Below are 24,106 nucleotides of genomic sequence, written 5' to 3' on the forward strand. Positions count from 1 at the left end.
ATCTATAAGTAACTATAGCTACTTAACCTTTTATCGCCATTTTTACTTAAAATGTTTTTTTCTGTAGCTGATTTTAGATCGCGGCTTGCCGTTGCCGGGGAAATATTCTTAAAATATTGAAGATAATCCTTGCGGGCGAAAGATCTTTGACCTGTTACTTCTTTAAAAATCGAAATTCTGTCTTCTTCCTGCAAAGAAATATTTGGTATACGGTACAAAGTATTTAATGCTTTTAATATACTTTCCAGCATAAACGTGATAAAAGGAGTAGAATGGCCAAGGCTATCAGATTTATTCAAAGCCTCATAATATTTACTCTGTTCGTTTTTAATGATACTTTCTACGGGAAGATATTCAAAGACAGGGTGTTTTTTCATCAGCAAAAGTGTCTGCCATAATCTGCCTATACGTCCATTTCCATCAACAAAAGGATGTATAAACTCAAATTCGTAATGAAATACACAGCTTTTAATTAAAATGGGGTCATCGTCATGTTTAATGTAATTCATCAGATCGTATAACAAACCGGTTACCATAACGCCTTGTGGAGCTAGATGGGTAATTTTGGATCCTTTAACAATACCAACATTTCCGCTTCTAAATTTTCCGGCGTTTGGAATCAGTCCGTTCATTAATATTTTATGCGCATTTAACAGAGAGTTTACTTGCATTGGCTTGAAATCATTGAGCATTTCATATACTTTAATTGCATTTTGTACTTCTATAATGTCTTTTTGAGGAGCCAAAACTCTTTTATTGTTAATCAGCGCAGTAATCTGCTCTTCTGTCATTGTATTACCTTCAATAGATAATGATGATTGTATTGTTTTGATGCGATTTGATTTTCGGAGCTCCGCCGGAGGTCTGTTTAATTGTATAGCATTTATTTCGCCAATCTTTTCAGAAATGTCTGATAGTAAGTTTAGTATGTAACCCGTTATAGTATATGGAGGCTTAGTGAAATTCATAGTCATAGTCTCATATGATACTATCAAAGTTAATTACTTTTTTGTAATGTGAGCCAATATCTTCAGAAAAACTTACAACATTAACATAATATGAGGACTTTGTATTAGACTTTAAACAAGGGTCAAATTTTATAGTTTCAAGGGATGGCGAGTTGACTTATAACCATTAAACTAATTTAAGTTCTCTAATTAGTAATGTAATATATCGGCTATGATTTCTGAAATCAGAGATAGGTGCATATTTTTATGATAGAGTTTTAATTATTGAGTTTACATGTAATTAAAGCTGTAGTTAAAATTAATGTAGAACTTAATGATGATGAAAAAATATGTGTTAATATTGGTTATAATGTTCATCTCAGGTGCAGCTGTGTATGCGCAAAAAGAAAGAAGAGATGCTAACCCATGTAAGTTAATTAATGAGAAGTTTTCTGCAGATTCGGTTGCTTCATTTAACGATCAGCCGCCTGTTAGGTATAAAATGCTGCCATCTATTAAGGAATCAAGATCCTGTCTGGAAATCAGAATATATGATTTACAATATATGACTTATGGTAAAGTCTTGATTATAAAAGTGTAAATGATTCAATAGTTTATGATATGTACAGAATTAATATTACCAGCCTTAGGCAGAATGATCCCCGCTTGAAAATTATTGGAGTTGATCCGGAGAGAAAGGATGTTAAGCTTTATTTGTCACGCCTGCACAAGACTATTTTACAGGAAGGATTAATAGAAAAGATTAAAGATTCTGGAATATTTACAATAACAACCTGGCAAAAAGAATATGATAAATTAAAAAAGAATAACCAATATGAGAGCGGAGGATTCTTAATATTAGATGCCACTTATCCTGTTGTTGAGATAAAATTAGGGAATAAATACAGGAGTTTTAATTTGGGCCTGCATGGCAATGGAACAGTGAATGATCAGTATACCAACCAGGTAAAAAAGATAGATGATTTAATTAAATTTTTAAGAGACTAAATACCTACAAGAAACAAATGTCCATTTCTACGCTTGGCAGTTTTAGAGAAGTAATAAGCTTGGCTGATCAATCATTAATAAAGGTGGAAATTGCCCGCCTAAACACCTGGTATCGAACATGAAATTGAGGTCTATTTGTTTGCCGCAATGGTTGATCAGGAACTAGATAATATTAGCCGTTCCTAATTTTAGAAACGGCATTTTCTGAGTATCCTCTTCCTATCCCTCCAATTTTCTGCTAACAGGCACATTCAATCTGAAGACCAGTTGTCTGATTTGTCCCTTCTGTTGCATAACCATCAAATTTCCACCATTCAATACCGCCGACTAGTTCGCGGACATTAAAGCCTAACCGGGCCATGTTCAATGCGCCTCTGGTTGAGGCGTTGCAGCCTATACCATCACAGTATATCACATAAATTGCTTCTTTATCAAGTTGGGCGGTTGATTGGGCAGACATAACGCGGTGTGGAAGGCTAATTGCTCCGGGGATATGCTCTCTTATAAAAGCGAATTCTTTACGGGCGTCGATTACCACCACATTTTGTTTTGCCTCCAGTGCATCGAAAAGATCCGAAGGGTCCATTTCAAACGCTAATTTGTTCTGATAATGTTGAATTGCTGTTTCCATATTCTTTCTGTTTTTTTTTTGCTAAATTATATACCTTATAAATAAAACGCTAATGAATTATAAAGCAAGTCCTTATGTGTAATATTCATGTCGGTGTGTATTTATTATTATCTATTTTTGAATTATGGAAATAAGGCATCTTAACCTAATAAAGATAATTGCTGAAGAGAAGGGCATTACCAAATCGCTCGATAAGCTGTTTCTTACGCAGTCTGCTGTTAGCCATCAACTCAAAGATATTGAGGAGCGGATCGGTGCCAAAATATTTTACCGGACAAAGAATCAGTGGTTATTAACAGATGAAGGAAAAATTCTTTACGATACAGCGGTGATTGTTCTTGGAGAGCTAAATGCAGCGATGGAAAAAGTGAACGATATGCGTGGTGGGCATGCAGGCTCTATCCGCTTAAGTACGGAGTGTTACACCAGCTATCACTGGCTGCCGGCTTTTTTGACAAAGATGAAGGTTCTATATCCAAAGCTTGAAGTTAAAATTGTGATTGAAGCCACCCACAAACCATTGGAAAAACTGCTCCAAAACGAATTGGATGTGGGAATTACTTCTGATCCGGGTGGTGATAAAAGCATAAAGTATATCGAGCTTTTCAAGGATGAGGTGATGGCCATTGTGCATAAGGAAAGTCCGTTGGCGCACAAAAAATACCTGACACCTGCAGATTTCGCCACGCAAACACTCATCATCCATTCCTATCCCCTGGAAACCGTTACTGTTTACCAGCATTTTCTGAAAGAGGAGAAGATTAAGCCTGAACAAATTATTGCTATCCCACTTACAGAGGTAGCGCTTGAAATGGTTAAATCGGGCATGGGGATCATGACACTACCTGCCTGGGCATTAAAGCCATTTATATCTTCTCCAGACTTGCAATTGGTGAAGATCGGCCCAAAAGGTTTGATCAGGACGCATTTTGCGGCTATAAGGCATGAAGACGCCGGTAAAAAATATCTCATCGAATTTGTAAATAACTTACACGAAGAATTGACCAGCTAATGAATACCTTTCTAATCCGCGAAATAACAGAAAACGACCTGGATGAATTGCTGTTGTTGATTGGCGAGCATACCGCCTATGAAAAAGCTGCTTTTATAAGCGAGGGAAAAAGGGAGCGGCTTAAAACTGAACTTTTTGGAACTGGCAATCAACTCAACTGCTGGGTGATCGAAATTGATCAGGTGGTAAACGGATTCTGCAGTTTTACTTTTGATTATTCCACCTGGGACGCTGCTTACTTTATTTACATGGACTGCCTGTATATCCGTTCATCATTTCGTGGCCTCGGCATCGGTTCTGCGGTTCTTGAAAAACTCCAAAAGCTTGCTGTTGAAAGAGAATGCGTGAATGTTCAGTGGCAGACGCCCGATTTCAATGCGCCTGCAATTAAATTTTATAAAAAGAACGGCGCATTGTCAAAGGATAAAGTAAGGTTTACACTTTATCGTCCGGCTGCCTTTTCCGGCTGAAGCATCATGACGGTGCTGGTTACCATTGCTATAATCTATTTGGAGGCAACAGCCATGGAAAAGGAAATCTTTATAAATTATCGTCTGTTATCCTCATGTATTCAAAAACTGTACAGGTAATATCACATCATAATTAATGACATTTGCCAATATTTTTAATCACACACAGCTGCTACAGTAAGAGCTTCATAAAATAGATTTATAGTCATGAGGATATACAGGTTTGAGATATTCACTGCTAACATCGAAAAGAATATCCGCAACGGAATTTATAAGCCAGGTGATAAGTTACCTTCTGTCCGTGACCTGAAAAAGCAATACCATACCAGTGTTACTACAATTCAAAATGGTTATGAGCATTTAATCATTCTTGGTTTAGTAATTAGTATTCCTAAATCAGGTTATTATGTAGCGGCACCTGCTAACCAGAAGAAGGAAATCCAGGATAATCCAGTAGTAAGGGATGCAATATTTGAAAGAAATATTGATCTCATCACCTCTTCCCGGGGTGAAAAAAAGTTAGTGGAATTTAATGTGGCCATGCCTGGAGATCTTATCATCTCTCAAAAGTTATTGTTGAGAACAATGCAAAATATAGTCAGGGAAAAAGGTGTGGGCTTGTTAAGATATTATCCTGCAAGCGGGTCTGAAGATTTAAAAACTAATATCATAAAACATGCTGCCGGGTATGAGACAAAGCTCAGTTTGCAAGAATTGCTAATTACAGACGGCGCGTTACAGGCGCTGTATATCGCTCTCTCCTCAGTATGTGATGCCGGAGATATAGTTGCCGTAGAAAGCCCCTGCATTTTTTCCATATTGGAAGTGATCAGGGTGCTTAAGCTCAAAGTGATTGAAGTCCCGGTAAATTTGATGAATGGTTTTGATGTTGATTTTTTAAAAAAAGCTTGTGAGAAGAACAAAATAAAAGCCCTTGTCATCACACCTAACTTTCATAATCCCACGGGCATATTACTTTCTGATGAAGTGAAGAAGGAATTGGTTGAAGTTATTCAGAAACACCATGTTGCCGTTATTGAAAATGACATCTATGGCGATTTAAACTTTAGCGGAAAGCGTCCGTCAACACTAAGGAGTTACGATGAGAGTGGTTTGGTAATCACTTATACTTCATATGCAAAAACGCTCGCACCGGGTATCCGTTTGGGATGGTTAGCTGCCGGCAAATTCCTGAAGCAGGCAGAACAAATTAAATTTTCTATGGGCAGTACAGTTTCACCAATTTATCAGGAAACTGTTAACCGCTTATTATCAACAAATAGTTATAGTCGGCATTTGCGGGCGTTTAACAGGCAGCTTTCAAAAAACGCATATTTTACCATCAATCTTTTAGCGCAGCATTTCCCTGAAGGCACATTTGTTGTACCACCACCAGGTGGTTATAATCTTTGGGTAAGAATGCCTGATCACCTGGATATGAATAATTTTTACACTCAGTGCGAAAGAATGGGCATAAAATTTACCCCCGGTTATACCTTTTCTTTTTCGGGCAGGTTTGCCAATAATTTCAGGATCGTGTTTGCCGACCAATATTCTCCGGTGAAAATTAAAGCGCTGGAACGTTTTGGCAAAGCTGTATCTATCTAACTGTACCGGTTAGTCTTAAAGATTCTGTACCTATATGGTGGTCCCGGATAGCTTAATTTTGGCCGAATAAAATGTCAAAAATGGATTCAAAAATCATCACCAAATTTACCATAGCTACGGAACAGGGTATGGATACCTTATTATATCTGACCCAGACAATTGCCAGGGAAAAATTTCTATCCTTAGTGCCAAAAGAAAAAGTTGAAAATTATCTTTCGGAAAATTTCAGTGAAAAGACGCTTACGGTAGAAGTTAACAGTATGTCCAATCAGTGGTTGGTAGTTTATACAAACGACAAGCCAGTAGGTTTTGCCCGAATTACCTCCAAAGGAGAAAGGCCCAAAAATATAGCGCATATGCGCGCTATCCGGATTGCTGATTTTGGTGTAATCAAAGAATATACAAATCCCGCTATAAGGCAATCATTATTTGATAAATGCTTAGCTGTTTGTAAATCATACGAGGCAGTTTGGATGATTGAATATTCAGGAAATCCTTTTATTGATTTTTTTGAATCAGAAGGTTTTGCTAAACAAAAAGAGACGATGGAGCTGGATGAACTCCAATTGTGTGCTGTTTGTTTAATAAAGCAATCCTGATGAAGCACACAAGGTTTTTTGCGACCCAACGTGTTTGTAAGTGTTGATGAGTACGTTGGTAGGCCGGACCACAGGGTTAATCATCAAATCAGCGAGGATTATTTATTGAATAAGTTGTGATCCAGGATGATAGATTGAAGAAATACCAGGATGACAATAATCAGCCCAAACATGAATACATTATAGGCTAATCTCAATAACCTGTATTTTCTGCCCAGCACCACGCCTTGTGCATAACTATCCTTGATCAGGCTCTCGTATAAAAAGCTATCATCGGTAAGGATATGGGTCATACCTGAAGAATAATCTTTGATTTTCATTCTATAGAAATTCCCGAAGAAAAGAAGGTTCACTCTTTTAGAAGATAGGTCCCTTGCTGTGAATTTACCGTTTGGAAGTTTGGGCCTGGTAGACAAAATAGCCAGGATCAGCGTAATCAGGCTTGTGGCGAGCAAAATGAAAGATGGGATGATTAAATATTGGGTATCCCTTAAACGGCCAAGCACAAGACTGATGATTGCTGATAAGATAATGGAGTTCACTGTAATCAGGATCTGCGCTTTATTATCCGCCATGTCACTCAAACGGTGATCATTGCCGGCTGTAATTTTAAGGAGCATATCAATAGAAGTTTTATAGTCAACTTCCGTTACGGGCAATATTTCTTCTGCTGCTTGCTCTTCTTTCATGTGATAGTAATTCGTTTGTAATGAGATTTTATATTGATGTGCGCGGTTTTGAATCAAGTCAATATCCAATAGCACGTCCTTAGGTGGTGATCAAATATTCCCGGTTGCTAATATATCAATTAAAGTAAAGGCTTAAAAAAATAACTTTCTGGACCCTCTATGGTTTTCATGCTGGTCCCCCTAAACCTTTTTAGCATCGCTTACTTTTTTTAATCATTTGGTCTTGAATCAGGCGGTTAACATGATCTTTTGTTAAGGTAACAGGAAGTAAAACACAAATTAATTTCTTAGCCGGAGGAAATGTCTGAAGTTCGTCTGTAGCAAAGAATACAGATTATCTGAAATCAAAATATCCAGTCTATATTGATGCAAAAGGCGATCACTACATTACGTTCTCAGAAATTCCGGATATCCTACTTACTCCAGAGGGGAAAGTGCATTCTAAAGTATTAAAAGTGGTGATGGAAAATAATGTGGTTGTAGAGAACAACAAACTGGTAATGAAGTTGGGCAAGGACGAATATCTAGCTGCTGGAATGACAGAGGAGGACTATAATGGTCTAGAAATGATATGGTTGGTGGTGTCTAAAACCGCTAGGTCATTTAATGAACCTTAAAGCTGGATAGAATACCTCTTTACCCAAATAACATCTGATAGAATTAATCATGATGAAAAGAGCATTCATTACGTAAAGGAATTCAAAAACCAACAACAATTGCGCATTAGGGTTGCCAATTTTGAGATTAAATTTTGGAATGAGGTACATGATCGCAAATATATATAAGATCAGCAAACACCAACAAATCTGAAAGTTTAAAAGTCGTCTGCCTACTTCATTTACTGTGCTATACTTGTTCTTTGTGAATATCCAGAAAACCAGTGGTATAATTATTCCCAACCAAATAAGGGGATAATAAGATAATGCTGAAAGATTAAGTAATACAGCTAGTAATACCTCTTTCTTTTCATGTTTAGAATTGTTCATTGATTAAAATTATTTCACTATAGAACTAAAACCAAATTCCAGATTGAATTTTATTTTCAAGAAAATAACTGTCATATAAAGCTGTAAATGTTTGCTAACCCTTTTCGTTAGGATAAGTGTATAATTTAATATACTTCTATTTGATAGACCATCAAAAATGAGAAACAAGATTATAAAGAAAATTAAAACGGGACTAAGACTACTTTTACTGGTCTCTATGGGTTTAATTGCGTTATATTCTTGCAATGTTGTTTTAAACCTATCCGCTTCGATCATCATCAAATATTTGGTATACAATTTTACTTACAATCTAGTTTTTAAGAGCGGACTTTTAAGCCAAAATTATAAATAGTACATTAATAAAATAATATTTTCAACTAATACGTTTTAAATTAAAAAAACAATAATGTTCAAACATGTCACATGTTCATGTGTCATGCTCTAAAGCCTCAATCCATAAAAAAGGAATGAAATTTGGCAATTCGGATCAGTTGCACTAAAATTTAAAATTGTAACATATGACGTTGTTTACCAATTAATTACGTCATAAATTTATTAGTTGAAATAAATTTTGAAAACTTACAGTTGTAAGGTGTCGAAGTTTCTTGATTAATAATAATTAGAACAAGGGATTGCCAAACCTTGAATAATGGCATAAATTAAATTGTAATCCGATGAAAAAGATTTTTTTTAACATGGAACATTATAAAAAACCGATTGTCCAATATGGTTCGATTACCGATCCCGGTGGTGGTAGTGGAGGTGGTAGTGGTGGTGGTGGTGGCGGAGGTGGCGGCAATGGTGGCATCGGTGACACCTCCGCTTGTATTGCTGCAATGCAATCGGCACTAGCAGGTGAAACTGCCAGTATTTCAATATCAAGTTTAACGACTGCTATAGATTCAGCAAGTAGATATATAACCTATACGTGGGAATGTTACAGGGGGTTATTTAATTCTTATCAATATAATAGCGTAGATGTAGGTTATCAACAATTGATTAGTGGGGTTTGGCAATTTACGTCCATCGTACATCAAAATGTATATATAACTGGTTCTACAGGTGGTTATGTCGCAACATATATTGATATAATGCCTCCATCTGGCGTTGTTGTCAATCCACACCTAGCTTCTATGACACTAAACTTTAAAGTAAGGGGAACTACCTACTGTTTTGGTGTACCAATTGAAGGAGATATTAGCCCATCTGCCTCAATCGCAAGCAAATCATTCACAGTTTAATGGATAATAAATGAATTTTTTTTTAAAAATAGCCTTAATAGTCTTATTTTTTATTGTTTATATAGGTTTTAATAGTTTTACTTTGAATAGTGATTTAGAAGACTTTAAGGCTATTCGCATTACAAATACTTGGCAAATTCCTCAAAAAACAGGTGATCATTTAACCTTCACTCGATCACCTGACCTTATTTATTCAAATGATTACGAAATAATAAGAGAACCTTATCCAATTACGAATACTTATGTAAAAATAAACCAATTAGGCCTGGAAGTGCCAGACGACAAACGGCCTTCAACACTTAAAATAGGCTATAGTTTTTTTATTTGTAAAAAAGGTGAAAAATATGGTATGAGTTATACTTCCATTTCTGATTCAGTAGGCAAGATATATGCTGTAGATTCATTAATTAAAGATTTTTTACATTTTCCATCTTTGTTTTATATTGGAAGAGGCAAAGAAAAAGATTCTATCAAAATTATAAGAAATAATAGAAATGCTTACCTGACAGAAGTAATTACAAATAGAAAGCTTTCGGAAACAGATCCAGATTCCTCATATTTTTTCTTTAGAAAAAAGCCTCTTGATTATTCCTTTCTGATTAAAGATAAGCGGGCAGACAATATGTACCTCTACAAAGCGATCATAATTTATAACCACATTCCCAAAGCCGATAATATCAATAATGTTAGCGAAGAAAAAACAAAATTTAGACAGTCGTTTGAAATTCAAGAGGTAGATGTGCCGGACAGGAAAGGGATAAAAATACTCATTGATAAATTTAAAAGGTCATCTGTAAAAAATGGAAAATAAGACTGTTTTTAAAATACTCTCCAATAAAATTTATCTGAATGGGATGATTAGGGGGATTGCCAATAATAGTTAACCCAGCGAGTATTATTTATTGAATAAGTTATGATTCAGTATGATAGATTGAAGAAATACCACGATAACTATAATCAATCCAAACATGAACTCATTATATGCTGATCTCAATAATTTGTTTGTAATGACATTTGGTGTTGATCTGCCAGGGGTTTGATTCAATGTCCAATAGCACATCCCTGAGTGGGGTAAAATATCCTGGTTGCTAATATATCAATTAGAGTAAAGGCTTAAAAAAATATCAGAAGAGAAAAATGGAAAGGAGATAAATTTACAACGCGGCAACAGTTGACTGTTATTTCTTAAATAGATACTGATGTTTTGTTGATGATTTACTTATTCTTATGAAGTATAGCCTTTAAACACACAAAAGATATGACTTAACAAAAATCATATCTTTTGCCGGAGGCTCAGAAATAAAGAGCACTCCTGATGTTGAAAATTAAATGATTAGGACAGCGAACCTCCATCAACCGCTAGTTTCGCCCCATCGATGGCCAATATCTGTCCGCTTAAAAACGGAGAGCGGTCTGATCCCAGAAAAACAATAGCCTCTGCAACTTCTTCGGGTAAGCCCAGACGTTTCATGGGTACACCGGCCATTAGTTTTGCTTTATATTCTGGCGTACCGGAAAATCTGGTTAGCATATCGGTATCTGTAGGGCCCGGTGCTACGGCGTTTACCCGTACACCAGCTATTGCGCCTTCCAATGCGGCAGCTTTGGTTAGACCTTCTACCGCGTGTTTACTGGCCGCATATACGGATGCACCGGCAGCAGCCCTTTTGCCAAATGTGGAAGAAACATTAACAATGCTGCCATGTCCTTGTGCCAGCATAACTTTCATTTCATGTTTAAGACTTAATAAAGTACCTAATACATTCGTGTCAAAAGTTGCTTTATACGTCTCTTCATTCTGATTTATAATGAGACCGGGCTGCCCTTCAGAACCTGCATTGTTAACCGCGATATCCAGTCGGCCAAAGCGGGCGATAGTGCCCTGAACTAAAGCCTCAATTTCGCTTTCAAAACGTATATCTGCTTTAATAAATTCGGCCTCCGTGCCCAAGTCACGAAGGACTGTTACCAATTCCTGTCCTGATTGTTCTTTTCTGCCTGATACAATAATTTTTGAGCCTTCTTTAGCGAAGGCAATAGCTGCTGCACGACCTATACCGGTCAGCGCGCCGGTGATCAGCACCACGCTTTCGTGGAGTGATCTTGTTTTATGATTTAATTCTCATGCCGCCATCGAGTAATAACTCGCCGCCTAGCATAAACCGGGAGTCATCTGAAGCCAGGTAAAGAAAGCCTTGTGCAATCTCTTCAGAGTTACCCATACGGCCAACAACGGTTTTTGAGGCCATACCACTTTTGGCTTTTTCAAATTGCTCAGGAGTGGCTCCGTCACGGGTCATGATCGGTGTAACGATAGGGCCAGGGGACAGGATGTTTACCCGGATATTACGGCCTGCCAGTTCAATAGAGAAAGCTTTTGCTAAAGTGATCACAGCACCTTTGGTAGCTGAATAAACTGAAGTGCCGCCCAGTCCCATAGTGGCCAGTGCTGAGGAAGTAATTACCACAGATGCCCCGTCGTTCAAATAAGGCAAGGCTTTCTGCACAGAAAAGAAAACACCTTTAAAATTGATGTCACTGGTTTTGTCAAATTCCTCTTCGGTAAAATCTGCTAATGCGCCCGGAATAAATACACCTGCATTAATCACCAGCACATCGATTTTTCCAAATGTTTCTGCTGTTTTTTTATAGGTTGCTTCAATCTGGCTTACCGTAGAGACATCTCCAATTATACCAATGGCCTCATGACCAATTTCTTTCACAGCACTGTCCAGTGTTTGTTGATCACGACCAGTGACGGCCACTTTTGCACCCTGTTCTGCAAATAATACTGCTGCTGCCAGGCCTATGCCGCTGTTACCGCCGGTAACCACTGCTACTTTATTTTCTAATTTTTTCATGATTTAATTATTGTTTTTTAAGACCATGAGGGTTTCATGATCATTTTTAATGAATTGTTTTTAGATAGTTTGATTCTCTGTTTTAGCTTGTTTGTTATAGCTTAAGAAATCATTATACTGGATTTCGCTACCTCCCCAGAAGGTGTCCCGCACATAAGGATTGAGCGGATAACCGTTTTTCAAACGCTCTGGTAAATCGGGATTGGAAGAGAAAAAACGACCGAAAGCTACAATGTCGGCATCGCCACGATTGATAATCGCTTCGGCCTCCTCCCGGTCAAAACCTCCTGCTGAAATGATGGTGCCTTTAAAGTTTTTGCGGATAAATCCTGAGGCTACTGGAGCCTGACCTTCATGTAAGGTGCTGTCGCCTTTAATACGAGGCTCGATTACATGGATGTAGGCAACACCTAATTGATTCAGCTCAGTAGCCAGGTAAGCAAAAGTAGCTTCAGGGTTACTGTCAGATACGCCGCCCCATTCGCCACTTGGAGAGATACGTACACCTACTCGGTCGGCTCCCCAAACAGCAATCAGCGCTTTGGTCAGTTCCAGCATTAAACGTGCCCTGTTTTCAATAGAACCGCCGTAACTGTCTGTGCGTTTATTGGTGCCATCCTGTAAGAATTGGTCGGGCAGGTAACCATTAGCGCCGTGTAATTCCACACCATCCAGTCCCGCAGCCAGCGCACGTTGTGCGGCTGTACGGAAGTCTTCGATAATAGCCGGGATCTCATCTAAGGGTAAAACCCGGTGTTCAGAAACCGGCATCCATCCGCTGGGTGTAAAGGATAAACCTTCAAAAGGAACTACTGATGGTGCTACGGGGGCAACGCCACCAGTCATATCTACATGCGACTGGCGTCCTCCATGAAACAATTGGGCAAATACAGTTCCGCCTTTTGCATGAACAGCGTCAGCTAACTTTTTCCAGGCAGGGATTTGCTCATCGGCATAAATGCCCGGCGCACCGAAATAAGAACGGCCGCTAACAGATACTGAGGTAGCTTCTGCAATTAGCAAACCACCATCAGATGCGCGCTGTTCGTAAAATTTCACCATCATAGCTGATGGGGCGTCATCGGCATCCGAGCGCAACCTCGTCATAGGGGCAAGAGCCACACGATGAGCTAAAGTATAAGGGCCTAAATTAACGGGTGAGAATAATTTGTAATGTCCGTAAGGAGTTATTGAGTTGGCTTGATTTTTCATCGTCTTGATGTCCAGGATTTTCTTTTTGTTACTGGACAAGACAAAGTTGCAGCTAAAGGAGAGGGTAGCTTATACTGGAATCAAAGAGCGATGTATGAATTTCAAAGACTTCGGTGATCATCAAATCAGTTCCATCCCGAAAAAAAGACTACCCGTTTGGACTGACTTGATGAGATATTGGCAATAAACTGATTGCCCCTTAAAACTTCTTTAACGATAGCTACCTTAAATTCCAAACTATGCTCGTTTTTTCTATTCATAGAAATGCCCCCATAAAGTATCTAACTTTTTGGGGGCTTTACAGTTTAACTTTTTGGGAGACTTTGCAGTCTCTATAACTTTTTTGGGCCTTGCATTTAAACTGCCCCTTTTCTAAAAACAAAGAGATTAAACGGTTCCTATTCTCACATAATTTTTCCTGAATGCTGCGGGTGTGGTACCGGCATTCTTTTTAAAGAATAGGCTGAAGTTTGGCTGATCTGCAAAACCTACCGCATAGCCAATCTGTTGCACACTCCAATCGGTTTGGGCAAGCAAAATCTTACTCTCTTCCAGTAGTTTGGTTTTAATATGTGTACTCACATTTTTGCCGGTATGTTTTTTAAGTAACGCGTTCAGGTGGTTGGGATGGATCAGCAGTTTGTCGGCAAATTCCTGTGCGGTTTTTGCCTGGATAGGGGATGTATAATTGATGCCGGATACTTCGTTTTCCAGTAACTGAAAAAACTCATTGACGTGCCTGAATTCATCGCTTACTGTATCTGGTTGGGGGTGAAGGTTATTCTTTGCAGCCGTAACCATTACTAATTGCAGATAGATCTGTAACAGATCTTCTTCGGCCGCGCCACCATGCTGCACATTAATGGACAGCATTTTTTCAAAGATCGGGTCTAATTCTGCAATAACTTCATCCGACAAGGAAATGGCACTCTTTACCGGATCGGAAAAAAGGCTATACTTATCAAGGATGATTTTGAGGCTCTGGTTATGATCGGCCAGTCTGCGCTTAAAGAAACAGATAAACCCTTCCGATTCCGAGTCTAGTTTTTTAAAGGTCAGGATTTCATTTGGGGCGATAAAAAAAATGGTTGGCCGATCAATAAAATAGCTGTTCAGCCCAATAGTTAATACGGATACCCCTTTGGTCATGTAAAGGATTTTGTAAAATTCCCGCCTGTTTGGCGAGATATAACTTTTGCAGGTATCAGGTTGTCGGCGCAAAACCTGGAAAGACCACTCTTTTGGCCCGTCCCATTCAAAGCCTAACAAATCCTTCATGTCATGCAGTAAGGCTATACTTTTGCTATCATCTGTTTTAAATGCCATATCTTTTGGTGTTATACAAATATATTAATCCTGTAAGGTTTAAACCTTAAAACCTGTCAGCCTTTCACCAGGTTCGAGGAATTTTAATCCGCAATCCAGCGTCTGTAATCCTTGGTGTAATCGTTTTAGAAATAACTCCATCGCAGCAGCTAAGTTAAGGGCTATTAAGGGATCAGGAACTGATGCCAGACACAATTGAGGAGGGATGTTGATGATATTTCCTTGAGGTTTTTTGCGTAAATAAGGAAGCATGCCGGTGATAAGATCTATGGTACTGATAGCACCGCTTTGGATTGTTTTTTCAACTTCCTGGTCGGTTTTAAGTTGGGCATTGTGAAATAACCGGTAGTTGCCATTGTTAATGATGTAATCAATAGATCCATAATTAATACCGGCGGTTTTGAATGCTGCTGTGAGTTCAACCTTATCGGATATATCCGGATGTATCAAATACAGATGTTCAGAACAACAATCAAAAAATATAGCGTTACATGTATCTGCCACGGCAATAACAGTTTGCCTGTTCGCAGTAAGATATTTTACAGCTGCATATCCAAGCCCTTCGGCCGCACCAAGAACTACCCATACCTTTGAACGTTTCATGATTTTTTTTAATAGGTAAAGGTCTGGATTGAAACGTCAATTATTTATAGGAGAATCAAAGTATCAGTTATGAATTTCAAAGATTACAACGCTGCTAAATTTAAAATAGCTTGGATGAAAAGGATATCTTCGATAGAACAAACTGAAAAACCAGATACCCTCTACGATCCTGATCTTTCTCATTGATGAATGGTAATACCTGATAGATTTTAAACACGAAAAAGATATGATTTTTTTTAATCATATCTTTTACTTAAAGCCCAGGAAATAGTGGGCATAGTGATTTTGGAAAAGTTTAATTTAACCAGGGCAGATTACCCATCAGTTGAAAGATTGACGAAATTCCAGTGGCGAAAGATTGGTTTTTGTCTTGAATAACTTACTGAAGGATTGTGAATGTTCAAACCCCAGTTGATAAGCAATTTCGCTTACTGATAAACCTGTGTTAGATAACTCCTCTTTCGCCTTTTCTATCAAATGATGATGGATATGTTGCTGAGGGCTTTTACCTGTTAAGGTTTTCAGCAATCCGCTCAAGTAAACGGGCGATAAGTGTAAAGATCCGGCCAGGAAAGCAACGGTAGGTAATCCATTTTTTAACTGCGTATCATCTTTAAAATATTCTTCCAGGATACTTTCGAAACGGGTAAGGGTCTGATGATTTGTGATTTTACGGGTAATGAACTGACGATTGTAAAATCTCTCTGCATAGGTAAGCAGTACTTCCAACTGCGCAATGATCAGGCTCTGACTAAATTGATCGATATTAGAATGGTATTCCTGTTCAATGATCTGCATGATATTGGTGACGCTTGTCTCTTCTTTTTCGGAAAGATGTAAAGCTTCATTTACCGCGTAGCTAAAATACTCGTATTTCTTGATGTTGCTGGCTAAGGGGGTATTCCATAAAAAATCGGGATGGACCAGCAAGAGCCATCCCGAGTGGTTTAATTCTTTATCTTTCTCCATCTCAAAGCGAAGTACTTGTCCGGGAGATACGAATGTCATCATGCCTCCGTCGAAGTCATACACCTGCTGACCATATTTCATTTTTGCATCGAAATTTCGTTTAAGCGCGATGGAATAAAAGTCAAGGGTAAAACTAATGGATTCCACTCCCAGCAAAGTCCTGATATCTGCAAAATCAATCACACTGATCAAAGGGTGTTCAGGCTTTTTTAAGTTCATGGCCTGATGATAGGCAGCTATTGTTTTTATTTGCAGAGGTTGCATATTAGCCATATTACAATATACTTATTTTTTAAATGCTGCGGCAAATTCCTTCGCAAAATCTTCCAGTTTTACTTTGCCCATTTCAGCTGGCTGGTGTAAATCATAATCTTCCCTTAGTTTGCCATTATGAATGCTCAAGTTTAATTCTACCATTTTATCAACCGCTGCTGCTGGCATACCAGTTTTTTCCAAAGCTTCTTTTACCTGATTGCCGGTAAATAACAGCCATTTCATATCCGGCTGACCAATTGCCGCTCCCAAAATACTGGCGATCTCATTGCAGGTATGTTCATCGCTGGCAACGTATCTTATATTTTTACCTGTGGTTGTTTTTTGTAGTTCTTCTGCAGCGGCACCAGCAATGTCCTGAGTGGAGACTAAAGTAACCTTGTCTTCCCCTCCAAAGTTTGTACCGATAAAGCCTACCTGTTTAATCATATCGGTATAGTGGTATAAATTATTATAAAATGAACATGGGCGCAGGTAGGTAATCGCCACATCTGACAGTTCATTCATAATTACTTCTACACGATGGGAACCCACAATAAACCCTGTGCCTTCTGTCAGGTGTGCGCCCCAGCTACTCAGCTGTACAACACGTTTAACGCCGGCTTGCTGAATAGCTTTTGCATAACTCTTTCCGATAACCTCATAATGTGCTAAAGGATCTTTTGCGGCAAAATTAGGTGGTATCATTGCATAAACTGCATCGGCACCGCTAAACTTAGCCGTTAAAAATTCAACGTCTTCTACAGAGCCAATAGCGGCAGTTGCGCCTATAGCTTCAATATCTTGTTGTCTATCTTGATGACTGCTAATCACTGTAACTGAGTGTCCTTTTTGCACTAACTCTTCAGCAAGTGGTTTGCTGATGTTTCCTAATGAACCTGTGATGATAATTTTCATAGTTGTATGATTTGATAGTTCAAAGTTCGCCTGTCTGATCTATATGGAAGTAGCCAAACTTATGATTGTTGTAGCCAAACTTCATATTTGTGAGCTTTACCGCGTTTGTCAAAATATAGATGTGAAATATCAAATCTGTTATTATTTTGAATATTTATCTAAATATTTTTGATAATCAATAGCTTCTTGCGTGATCGATGAAATGTCGCAGCTTTTTTTTGTTGTTTTAATAAGCCGTTAGCTAAACCAAGTATAAGTACTGTACCCAAATTGTTTGTTTCCAGGGGATGTATCAGCCTGCCCTGTTATAATTTAATAAGAACGATGTTTATGAATAAATCTTTTTCCCTGATCCTCCTTTTTACCTTTTCTTTGCTCTTTAACGCCACGGCACAGTTAAGTAAGGTGAAGACTGGCTTTTTTAACCCGCCTGCAATATCCCGACCTGGCGTTTACTGGTATTTTATGGATGGCAACATGAATAAAGAATCAATGACGAAAGATCTGGAGTCAATGAAAAAGGCCGGCATTGGCAATGTTATATTTTTGGAGGTAAATGTGGGCGTACCTGTTGGCCCTGTTGATTTTTTGAGTGAACAATGGCAGGATATGTTTAAACATGCTGTACGGGAAAGCGAGCGGTTGGGAATTGAGATTACCCTGGGCATTGGCCCGGGCTGGACAGGTAGCGGTGGGCCCTGGGTGCCAGCAGATCAATCCATGCAGCACCTCGTATCAAGTTCGGTTTCTATTAAAGGCGGTACGCTACAAAAGATAAAATTACCATTGCCACTGCCAAAGAAACCATTTTTTGGCGATGGCAGTTTGACACCTGAATTGATCCAACAGCGGTTAGATTTTTATAAAGATATAGCTGTTTTAGCCTATCCAACTCCTTCTGTAGACAAAACAATAACAGATATTGATGAAAAAGCACTTTATTACCGTGCACCTTACTCGTCACAAGAAGGAGTGAAGCAATTTTTGCCCTATCCTTTTACCTATCCGGAAGTGCCAAAAGATGCCGTTGTAGCGCAAAAAAATATCATTGACCTGACCAGTAAATTACAAGCCGATGGTACGCTGAACTGGGAGGCCCCGGCAGGAAACTGGACTATTATGCGTTTTGTGAGCCGCAATAATGGGGCTGCAACACGCCCTGCACCGGTAACCGGCCTGGGTTTCGAATCTGATAAGTTTGATACTGTCGCCTTAAATGCGCATTTGAACAAATACATAGGTACATTGCTGAAAAAAGTAGGGAAGTCTGATCCGAAATTGGCAGGTGGATTAAAAAGGCTGCACATGGACAGCTGGGAAATGGGTTCGCAAAACTGGACGGCCAATTTCAGGCAGCAGTTTATTAAACGGAGGGGTTACGACCCATTGCCGTTTTACCCGGTTTATGCCGGCCAAATAGTAGAAAGCCCCGAGATCAGTGAACGCTTTTTGTGGGACCTACGCCAAACCTCGCAAGAGCTGGTGCTGGAATACCATGCCGAGGCGGTGAAAAAATATGCCCATAAAAACGGGTTAAGTTTATCTATAGAGCCTTATGATATGAATCCTACGGCCGACCTTGAACTGGGCTCCGTTGCCGACTGGGTGATGTCTGAGTTTTGGAGCAAAGGTTACGGTTATAATTCAACTTTTAGTGTTACCGAAGCAACATCTGTAGCCCATATCAATGGTCAGGCAGTGGTGCCATCAGAAGCGTTTACTGCACAGGATGATGAAAGCTGGAAACAATATCCCGGTTCTATGAAAAACCAGGGCGACTGGGCATTTGCTGCTGGCTTAAACCGGTTTGTATACCATACTTTTCAAAACCAGGAACTGCCGGATTCATTACGTCCCGGTATGACCATGGGGCCATATGGTGTACATTGGGACCGCAACCAAACCTGGTGGCCAATGGCTAACGGATATCACCATTATATTTCGAGCACACAGTACGTTTTGCAGCAGGGACGCACAGTTGCAGATGTATTATATTTAACGCCTGAAGGGTCGCCACATGTGTTTCGCCCGCCATCCTCGGCACTAAAGGGGGATGTATTTTTGCCGGATAGAAAAGCTTATAATTTTGATGGTTGCGCACCGGGGCAATTGTTTAAAGCTACGGTAAATAACGGCCGGATTGTTTTCCCAAGCGGCGCCAGCTACAGGATATTGGTACTGCCTGCGGTCAAAACTATGACACCGGCCTTGTTGCAAAAAATTAAATCGCTGGTGAGCGCTGGTGCTACGATAATAGGCTCACCGCCACTAAAATCTCCTGGGTTAGCAGGATTTCCTACAGTTGACGCAGACATTAAATCTTTGTCTGCGTCTATGTGGGGAAGCCTCGATATTCCCGAAAAAGAAACCACACATGCTTTTGGAAAGGGAAGGGTAATCTGGGGTGGCCAACTGGATAAACAGATCAATGACCTTTACCCGGAATATGACCTTACTGCAAAGATTTTAAACGAAATGGGTATTAAGCAGGATTTTACTACTGCTGCCCCATTACGTTATACCCACCGTACCTCGGCGGATTGGGATATTTACTTTGTGTCTAACACTACCGGCAAAGCCTGTAAGGCCAGCGCCACATTCAGGAGCAACAAAGGTATACCATCACTTTGGGATGCAGCCGCAGGAACCATTCGCAGTTTACCAGAGTATCAGGTAAATGGAGAACAAACAACCATTCCGCTGCAATTTGTTCCTAACCAGAGTTATTTTATCGTGTTCAGTAAAACCAATGTCAAAGCGGCAAACGCTAAAAGGAATTTTTCGGAACGCAAAGTGATCACAACCCTTAGCGGACCCTGGAAAGTGGCGTTTGATCCCAAATGGGGAGGCCCTGCCAGTGTAACTTTTGATGCACTTAAAGATTGGACGCTGAGACCCGAAGATGGGATTAAATATTACTCTGGCATAGCAGTTTACCATAAGGTTTTTGATGTGGGCAAAACATTTAAAAAAGGAGATAAGCTATACCTAAACCTGGGCGATATTAAAAACCTGGCAAGGGTTAAATTAAATGGAAAGGATCTTGGCGTGATATGGACGGCACCTTATAGCGTTGATATCAGTGGACTGGTTTTGCCGAAAGGTAACCAATTACAGGTAGAGGTGGCCAACCTTTGGCCCAACAGATTAATTGGTGATGCCAGCTTACCTTATGACGGCGTTAAAAATGGTCAATGGCCTGAATGGTTAACCAAAGGTCTGCCACGTAACAGTGGTCGTTATACCTTTACTTCTTATAGTCCCTATACTAAAAACTCGCCTCTGCTGCCTTCAGGACTGCTGGGGCCTGTAACTATTGAGCTCCATACGGATCAATAAAGTCATACTTTAAAACCATTACATGCCCAATTTGATCATGTAATGGTTTTTAAATGGGTTAGATAGCTTGTTTCTCTGCTGTTACTTTGTGATAAGTGAGATAGGATGTTACTAATATAAACAACATCAAAAATGGTGGAACCAGATTAAATGCGGGGTCTCCGGCATTGTAATGGGCAAGGAGGGCAGAGGAGAAGCTGATAAAAAATCCAAAATAGGCCCATTCCTTAACGCGTGATGGTATAGCAGGAATGGCTATCGCAATTGCGCCCAGTAATTTAGCGGTTCCAAGTTCTATGCGGAACCAATTAGGAAATCCGAGATGGGGGAATATTATTTTAAATGCCGGGTTAAAGAAGTAATTACCAAAAGTGGCCAGCATTCCCAGCACAAGAAGGCCGGTAGAAATCCGATATATAATTTTTTGTGTTTGCATGATTGTTATGTTATAATTTATCTGGCATTAGTTGAAGGACTGCCTGAATTCCAGTGGCGCCAGATTAGTTTTGGTTTTGAATAATTTACTAAATGATTGTGGGTGTTCAAATCCCAGTTCATAAGCAATTTCGCTTATCGATAGGCTGGTGGTAGACAATTTTTCCTTGGCTTTACCAATTAGCTTTTCATGTATATGCTGCTGGGTGTTTAATCCCGTTAAAGCCTTTAGCAAGCTTCGCAGATAGGTTGGCGATATATTTAATTGGTCGGATATGTATTGAACGGTAGGCAGCCCCTTTGTTGCCAGGTCCGAACCATTGAAATAATCGGAAAGCAAATTTTCCAGGCGTTCTAAAATCTGGTGATGGGTTATTTTTCGTGTAATGAATTGACGCTGGTAAAATCTTTCTGAATAGTTTAATAAGGCTTCCAGATGGGAGCTGATAATACTTTGACTGAATTTATCAATGCTGGCATTATATTCTTGCTGGATATTTCCAATAATTCCTTTTAAAGTCAATTCTTCCTTTTCTGACAAAAACAATGCTTCATTAACCGAATAATCAAAATACTCATATTGTTTGATGGTTTTGGCTAACGGCGTATTCCAGAGAAAGTCAGGATGGATCAATAATGTCCATCCAGATTCTTTCATTTTCTGATTTTTTTCCGGTTCAATGCCAGTTACCTGATTGGGTGCTACAAAGTACATTACCCCGTTGTCAAAATCGTAATCCTGCTGACCGTAGATCAATTTACCATTTTCCATCCGTCTTACAGATATATGATAAAAATCAAAAACTAAATTGAATATATTGGCTTTTGTTCCGCATTGAATATCATACTCAACTAGGCTAATCAGAGGATGTTGTGGGGGTGGAAAACCTTTAAGTTTATGAAACTCACTAATGGTTTTTACTCTTTTTACTTGTTTCCCGGTCATGTTACAAGATCGTTATTTTTGATTAAAAGCTTGTGCAAATTCTTTTACAAAATCTTTGAATTTTACTTTCCCCAAAATGGGTTTATTGAGGTAAAAGTCTTCATATAAAGTACCGCTACGCTGAGCTGTGCCCATTTCAACCAAACCTTTTGCCATTTCAGGATTTAATCCAAAACCAAGCATGCCATTTAAAAGCTGCTCATCCTCAATTGCGATCCATTTCAGGTCTTTGTTATGAATAGCTTCGCCAACTAGTGCTGCCACTTCATTAGGAGAAATTTCGTCGCTCGCTATGTAGCGAAAGGTTCTGCCTGTAAAATATTTCTCCATTTCTTCAGCGATTACACTGGCAATATCCAATGGTGATACCCAGGGCTCTTTTTCATCACCACCATAATTGGCAACGATAGCAGATTGTTCTTTTATAGTTTGCATTGACCTGTAAAGATTGGTGTAAAAGTTTACCGGACGCATAAATTTAATGGATACATCATTAGGAAGCTGGTTTAATATGGTTTCTACATCATGATGAACGGAAAGCATTCCAAATCCCTTTTCGGCATGTGCGCCAATGCTGCTTAAATGTACAATCTGTTTTACTCCTGATTGTTCAACGGCTTGTTTATAGTTTCGGCCTATCTGGCGCATCCCTTCCAGAAAATCTATCTCTTTGTCAAATAAACTGCCAACAACTTCCCAGATTTCCACCAGGTAAACAATATCTGCCCCTTTGAATGTAGCCGTTAAAAATTCTGCATCCTGCGTGCTTCCAATTGCCGCTGTTGCACCTAATGCTTCAATCTCCTGTTGCCGATCTGTTTTGCTGGTGATAACAGTTACTGCATGGCCTTTTTCTACCAATTCTTTGGTGAGCGGTTTTCCTATATTTCCTATAGACCCCGTAAGTACAATTTTCATATTTCTCTTTTTTGTTGAAGCAAATCTCTGCATCAATCACCAGGTTAAAATAACCAAAACGCTCTTTGTTGTAGTCTATACGTATGATGCTGGTGTCTAAAGAAATATTGAATTTTTCTAAACTTATCTGTTTTACTGGAAACCTTTATTTTTTCGGTAGGCTGCGGGAGTGGAGCCTGTTTTTGATTTAAAAATCCTGTTAAAAGCGGCTTCCGACTGATAACTAACGTTTGCTGCAATCTCTGCTATATTGCTGTTATCTGTGAGTAGCAATGTGGAGGCCCTTTTAATGCGCCAATTGGTAAGGTAGTTTAAGGGCGTTTCATGCAATAGTTTTTTAAACTGATTGAAGAAAACAGAACGTGACATGCCAATCTCTGATGCTAACGATTCCAACGTCCAATTTATTTGAGGGGAATCTTGCATCAGTTTTAGCGCCTTGCTGATCTTGGGATCGTTTAACGCAGAAAGAAAACCACTGGCAGGCGCGTCCCGCTCCAAGTATGCCCTGATGATATTGACAAACATAATTTCCGACAAACATTTGAGCATCACACTGCTTCCTGGCTTTTCATCATTCATTTCCTCCAGCATTAATTGCGTCACCTGCTTTAGTAATTGCTGATTTTCAGTCCCGTATTGGCTGATGTGAATAATTGAAGGTAAGTCCTTTAAAAAAGGATGGAGGAGCTTGTAATCAAATTCAAAATGGCCTGCTACAAGCATAGTGATGTCGCCGCTGCCATTAAAAACAGGGATACCTTCCCTGCGGGCCTTCACAAATTCAGGAGAGGTCATGCGTAAACTGGTAGATCGATCAGCTATCCAGTGAGCGCTTCCGTGAGGGACAAATACCAGATCGCCTTCCGCCATTTCTATGCGATGACCATCAGGTGATCCAATAGTACAACTGCCGCTCACCAGTCGCCAGAATTGCGAATTTTCATCCGCAACTATATCCAGTCCCCAGGGAGCCGAAAGGGGGAATTTGCTGTAAACCACAGTCTTTAGCCTGATGGCCTCTAATACGGTACTTAATGCATCCATTTGATTATTTTGATACGATTGAGCAAATATACGATACTTTTCAGTGCTTTAAGTATTGGATAACAGGTTACATTTGTGTCATTAATCAA

General features: G+C 39.3%; 25 protein-coding genes. 9 read left to right on the plus strand and 16 right to left on the minus strand.

Annotation, left to right across the window (positions count from 1 at the left end):
- Nucleotides 1–2: 2 nt before the first annotated feature.
- A complete protein-coding gene (locus tag GSQ84_RS18510; protein ID WP_254070907.1) occupies nt 3–791 on the minus strand; it encodes a Fic family protein in 789 nt (262 codons plus the stop codon).
- Between the two features lie 526 nt (nt 792–1,317).
- Between GSQ84_RS18510 and GSQ84_RS18515 the strand changes: the two genes are divergently transcribed.
- Nucleotides 1,318–1,548 (plus strand): hypothetical protein, encoded by a 231-nt coding sequence (locus GSQ84_RS18515; RefSeq protein WP_158798776.1) that lies wholly within the window; start codon nt 1,318–1,320, stop codon nt 1,546–1,548.
- A 20-nt stretch (nt 1,549–1,568) separates the two neighbouring features.
- A complete protein-coding gene (locus GSQ84_RS18520) occupies nt 1,569–1,955 on the plus strand; it encodes a hypothetical protein (RefSeq protein ID WP_158798777.1) in 387 nt (128 codons plus the stop codon).
- 238 nt (nt 1,956–2,193) lie between these two features.
- Here GSQ84_RS18520 and GSQ84_RS18525 read toward each other — a convergent pair whose 3' ends face one another.
- Complete coding sequence (locus GSQ84_RS18525) at nt 2,194–2,541, minus strand: rhodanese-like domain-containing protein (RefSeq protein ID WP_216848973.1); 348 nt, start codon at nt 2,539–2,541, stop codon at nt 2,194–2,196.
- Between the two features lie 169 nt (nt 2,542–2,710).
- Here GSQ84_RS18525 and GSQ84_RS18530 point away from each other — a divergent pair, with 169 nt between their 5' ends.
- From GSQ84_RS18530 to GSQ84_RS18545, 4 genes are all read left to right on the plus strand, one after another.
- Nucleotides 2,711–3,598, plus strand: a complete 888-nt coding sequence (locus tag GSQ84_RS18530) for a LysR family transcriptional regulator (RefSeq protein ID WP_158798779.1) — start codon at nt 2,711–2,713, stop codon at nt 3,596–3,598.
- Complete coding sequence (locus GSQ84_RS18535; RefSeq protein WP_158798780.1) at nt 3,598–4,068, plus strand: GNAT family N-acetyltransferase; 471 nt, start codon at nt 3,598–3,600, stop codon at nt 4,066–4,068. The genes GSQ84_RS18530 and GSQ84_RS18535 overlap by 1 nt, the downstream gene beginning before the upstream one ends.
- Nucleotides 4,069–4,275: 207 nt before the next feature.
- Entirely contained in the window at nt 4,276–5,676 is a 1,401-nt protein-coding gene (locus tag GSQ84_RS18540; protein ID WP_158798781.1) for a PLP-dependent aminotransferase family protein, read from the plus strand.
- Nucleotides 5,677–5,756: 80 nt separating this feature from the next.
- Nucleotides 5,757–6,275, plus strand: coding sequence for an N-acetyltransferase (locus GSQ84_RS18545; RefSeq protein WP_158798782.1), 519 nt, complete (start codon nt 5,757–5,759; stop codon nt 6,273–6,275).
- A 98-nt stretch (nt 6,276–6,373) separates the two neighbouring features.
- Here GSQ84_RS18545 and GSQ84_RS18550 read toward each other — a convergent pair whose 3' ends face one another.
- Both GSQ84_RS18550 and GSQ84_RS28425 read right to left on the minus strand, forming a co-directional pair.
- The gene (locus tag GSQ84_RS18550; protein ID WP_158798783.1) at nt 6,374–6,964 is read right to left on the minus strand and encodes a Pycsar system effector family protein; all 591 of its coding nucleotides are present in this window, start codon (nt 6,962–6,964) and stop codon (nt 6,374–6,376) included.
- A gap of 599 nt (nt 6,965–7,563) precedes the next feature.
- Complete coding sequence (locus tag GSQ84_RS28425) at nt 7,564–7,950, minus strand: DUF4870 domain-containing protein (protein WP_158798784.1); 387 nt, start codon at nt 7,948–7,950, stop codon at nt 7,564–7,566.
- A 674-nt stretch (nt 7,951–8,624) separates the two neighbouring features.
- On the opposite strand from GSQ84_RS28425, the gene GSQ84_RS18560 reads away from it, so the two are divergent.
- On the plus strand, nt 8,625–9,191 hold the full coding sequence (locus GSQ84_RS18560) for a hypothetical protein (protein ID WP_158798785.1): 567 nt from the start codon (nt 8,625–8,627) through the stop codon (nt 9,189–9,191).
- A 10-nt stretch (nt 9,192–9,201) separates the two neighbouring features.
- Nucleotides 9,202–10,002, plus strand: coding sequence for a hypothetical protein (locus GSQ84_RS18565; RefSeq protein WP_158798786.1), 801 nt, complete (start codon nt 9,202–9,204; stop codon nt 10,000–10,002).
- A gap of 522 nt (nt 10,003–10,524) precedes the next feature.
- Here the strand turns inward: GSQ84_RS18565 and GSQ84_RS18570 are convergent.
- The 8 genes from GSQ84_RS18570 to GSQ84_RS18600 all read right to left on the minus strand — a co-directional run bounded on the left by GSQ84_RS18570 (nt 10,525) and on the right by GSQ84_RS18600 (nt 17,332).
- Nucleotides 10,525–11,277, minus strand: a complete 753-nt coding sequence (locus GSQ84_RS18570; protein ID WP_158798787.1) for a glucose 1-dehydrogenase — start codon at nt 11,275–11,277, stop codon at nt 10,525–10,527.
- Nucleotides 11,278–11,299: 22 nt separating this feature from the next.
- Nucleotides 11,300–12,052, minus strand: a complete 753-nt coding sequence (locus GSQ84_RS18575; protein ID WP_158798788.1) for an SDR family NAD(P)-dependent oxidoreductase — start codon at nt 12,050–12,052, stop codon at nt 11,300–11,302.
- A gap of 60 nt (nt 12,053–12,112) precedes the next feature.
- On the minus strand, nt 12,113–13,264 hold the full coding sequence (locus GSQ84_RS18580; protein ID WP_158798789.1) for an alkene reductase: 1,152 nt from the start codon (nt 13,262–13,264) through the stop codon (nt 12,113–12,115).
- A gap of 125 nt (nt 13,265–13,389) precedes the next feature.
- Complete coding sequence (locus tag GSQ84_RS28215) at nt 13,390–13,524, minus strand: hypothetical protein (protein ID WP_256377535.1); 135 nt, start codon at nt 13,522–13,524, stop codon at nt 13,390–13,392.
- A 127-nt stretch (nt 13,525–13,651) separates the two neighbouring features.
- On the minus strand, nt 13,652–14,590 hold the full coding sequence (locus GSQ84_RS18585) for an AraC family transcriptional regulator (RefSeq protein WP_158798790.1): 939 nt from the start codon (nt 14,588–14,590) through the stop codon (nt 13,652–13,654).
- Between the two features lie 39 nt (nt 14,591–14,629).
- A complete protein-coding gene (locus GSQ84_RS18590; protein ID WP_158798791.1) occupies nt 14,630–15,193 on the minus strand; it encodes an SDR family NAD(P)-dependent oxidoreductase in 564 nt (187 codons plus the stop codon).
- A gap of 321 nt (nt 15,194–15,514) precedes the next feature.
- Nucleotides 15,515–16,426: a helix-turn-helix domain-containing protein gene (locus GSQ84_RS18595; protein WP_371416399.1), complete on the minus strand. Its 912-nt coding sequence runs from the start codon at nt 16,424–16,426 to the stop codon at nt 15,515–15,517.
- A gap of 21 nt (nt 16,427–16,447) precedes the next feature.
- Nucleotides 16,448–17,332, minus strand: a complete 885-nt coding sequence (locus tag GSQ84_RS18600; protein ID WP_158798793.1) for an NAD(P)H-binding protein — start codon at nt 17,330–17,332, stop codon at nt 16,448–16,450.
- A gap of 330 nt (nt 17,333–17,662) precedes the next feature.
- Between GSQ84_RS18600 and GSQ84_RS18605 the strand changes: the two genes are divergently transcribed.
- The gene (locus GSQ84_RS18605) at nt 17,663–20,671 is read left to right on the plus strand and encodes a glycosyl hydrolase (RefSeq protein WP_254070908.1); all 3,009 of its coding nucleotides are present in this window, start codon (nt 17,663–17,665) and stop codon (nt 20,669–20,671) included.
- A 58-nt stretch (nt 20,672–20,729) separates the two neighbouring features.
- Here GSQ84_RS18605 and GSQ84_RS18610 read toward each other — a convergent pair whose 3' ends face one another.
- From GSQ84_RS18610 to GSQ84_RS18625, 4 genes are all read right to left on the minus strand, one after another.
- On the minus strand, nt 20,730–21,107 hold the full coding sequence (locus tag GSQ84_RS18610; RefSeq protein ID WP_158798795.1) for a DoxX family protein: 378 nt from the start codon (nt 21,105–21,107) through the stop codon (nt 20,730–20,732).
- A gap of 27 nt (nt 21,108–21,134) precedes the next feature.
- Nucleotides 21,135–22,052, minus strand: a complete 918-nt coding sequence (locus GSQ84_RS18615) for an AraC family transcriptional regulator (RefSeq protein WP_158798796.1) — start codon at nt 22,050–22,052, stop codon at nt 21,135–21,137.
- Nucleotides 22,053–22,064: 12 nt separating this feature from the next.
- Nucleotides 22,065–22,970, minus strand: coding sequence for an NAD(P)H-binding protein (locus GSQ84_RS18620; RefSeq protein ID WP_158798797.1), 906 nt, complete (start codon nt 22,968–22,970; stop codon nt 22,065–22,067).
- Nucleotides 22,971–23,102: 132 nt separating this feature from the next.
- Entirely contained in the window at nt 23,103–24,017 is a 915-nt protein-coding gene (locus tag GSQ84_RS18625) for an AraC family transcriptional regulator (RefSeq protein WP_158798798.1), read from the minus strand.
- Between the last annotated feature and the right edge of the window lie 89 nt (nt 24,018–24,106).

The organism is Pedobacter sp. L105 (assembly GCF_009765875.1).
Classification (GTDB): domain Bacteria; phylum Bacteroidota; class Bacteroidia; order Sphingobacteriales; family Sphingobacteriaceae; genus Pedobacter.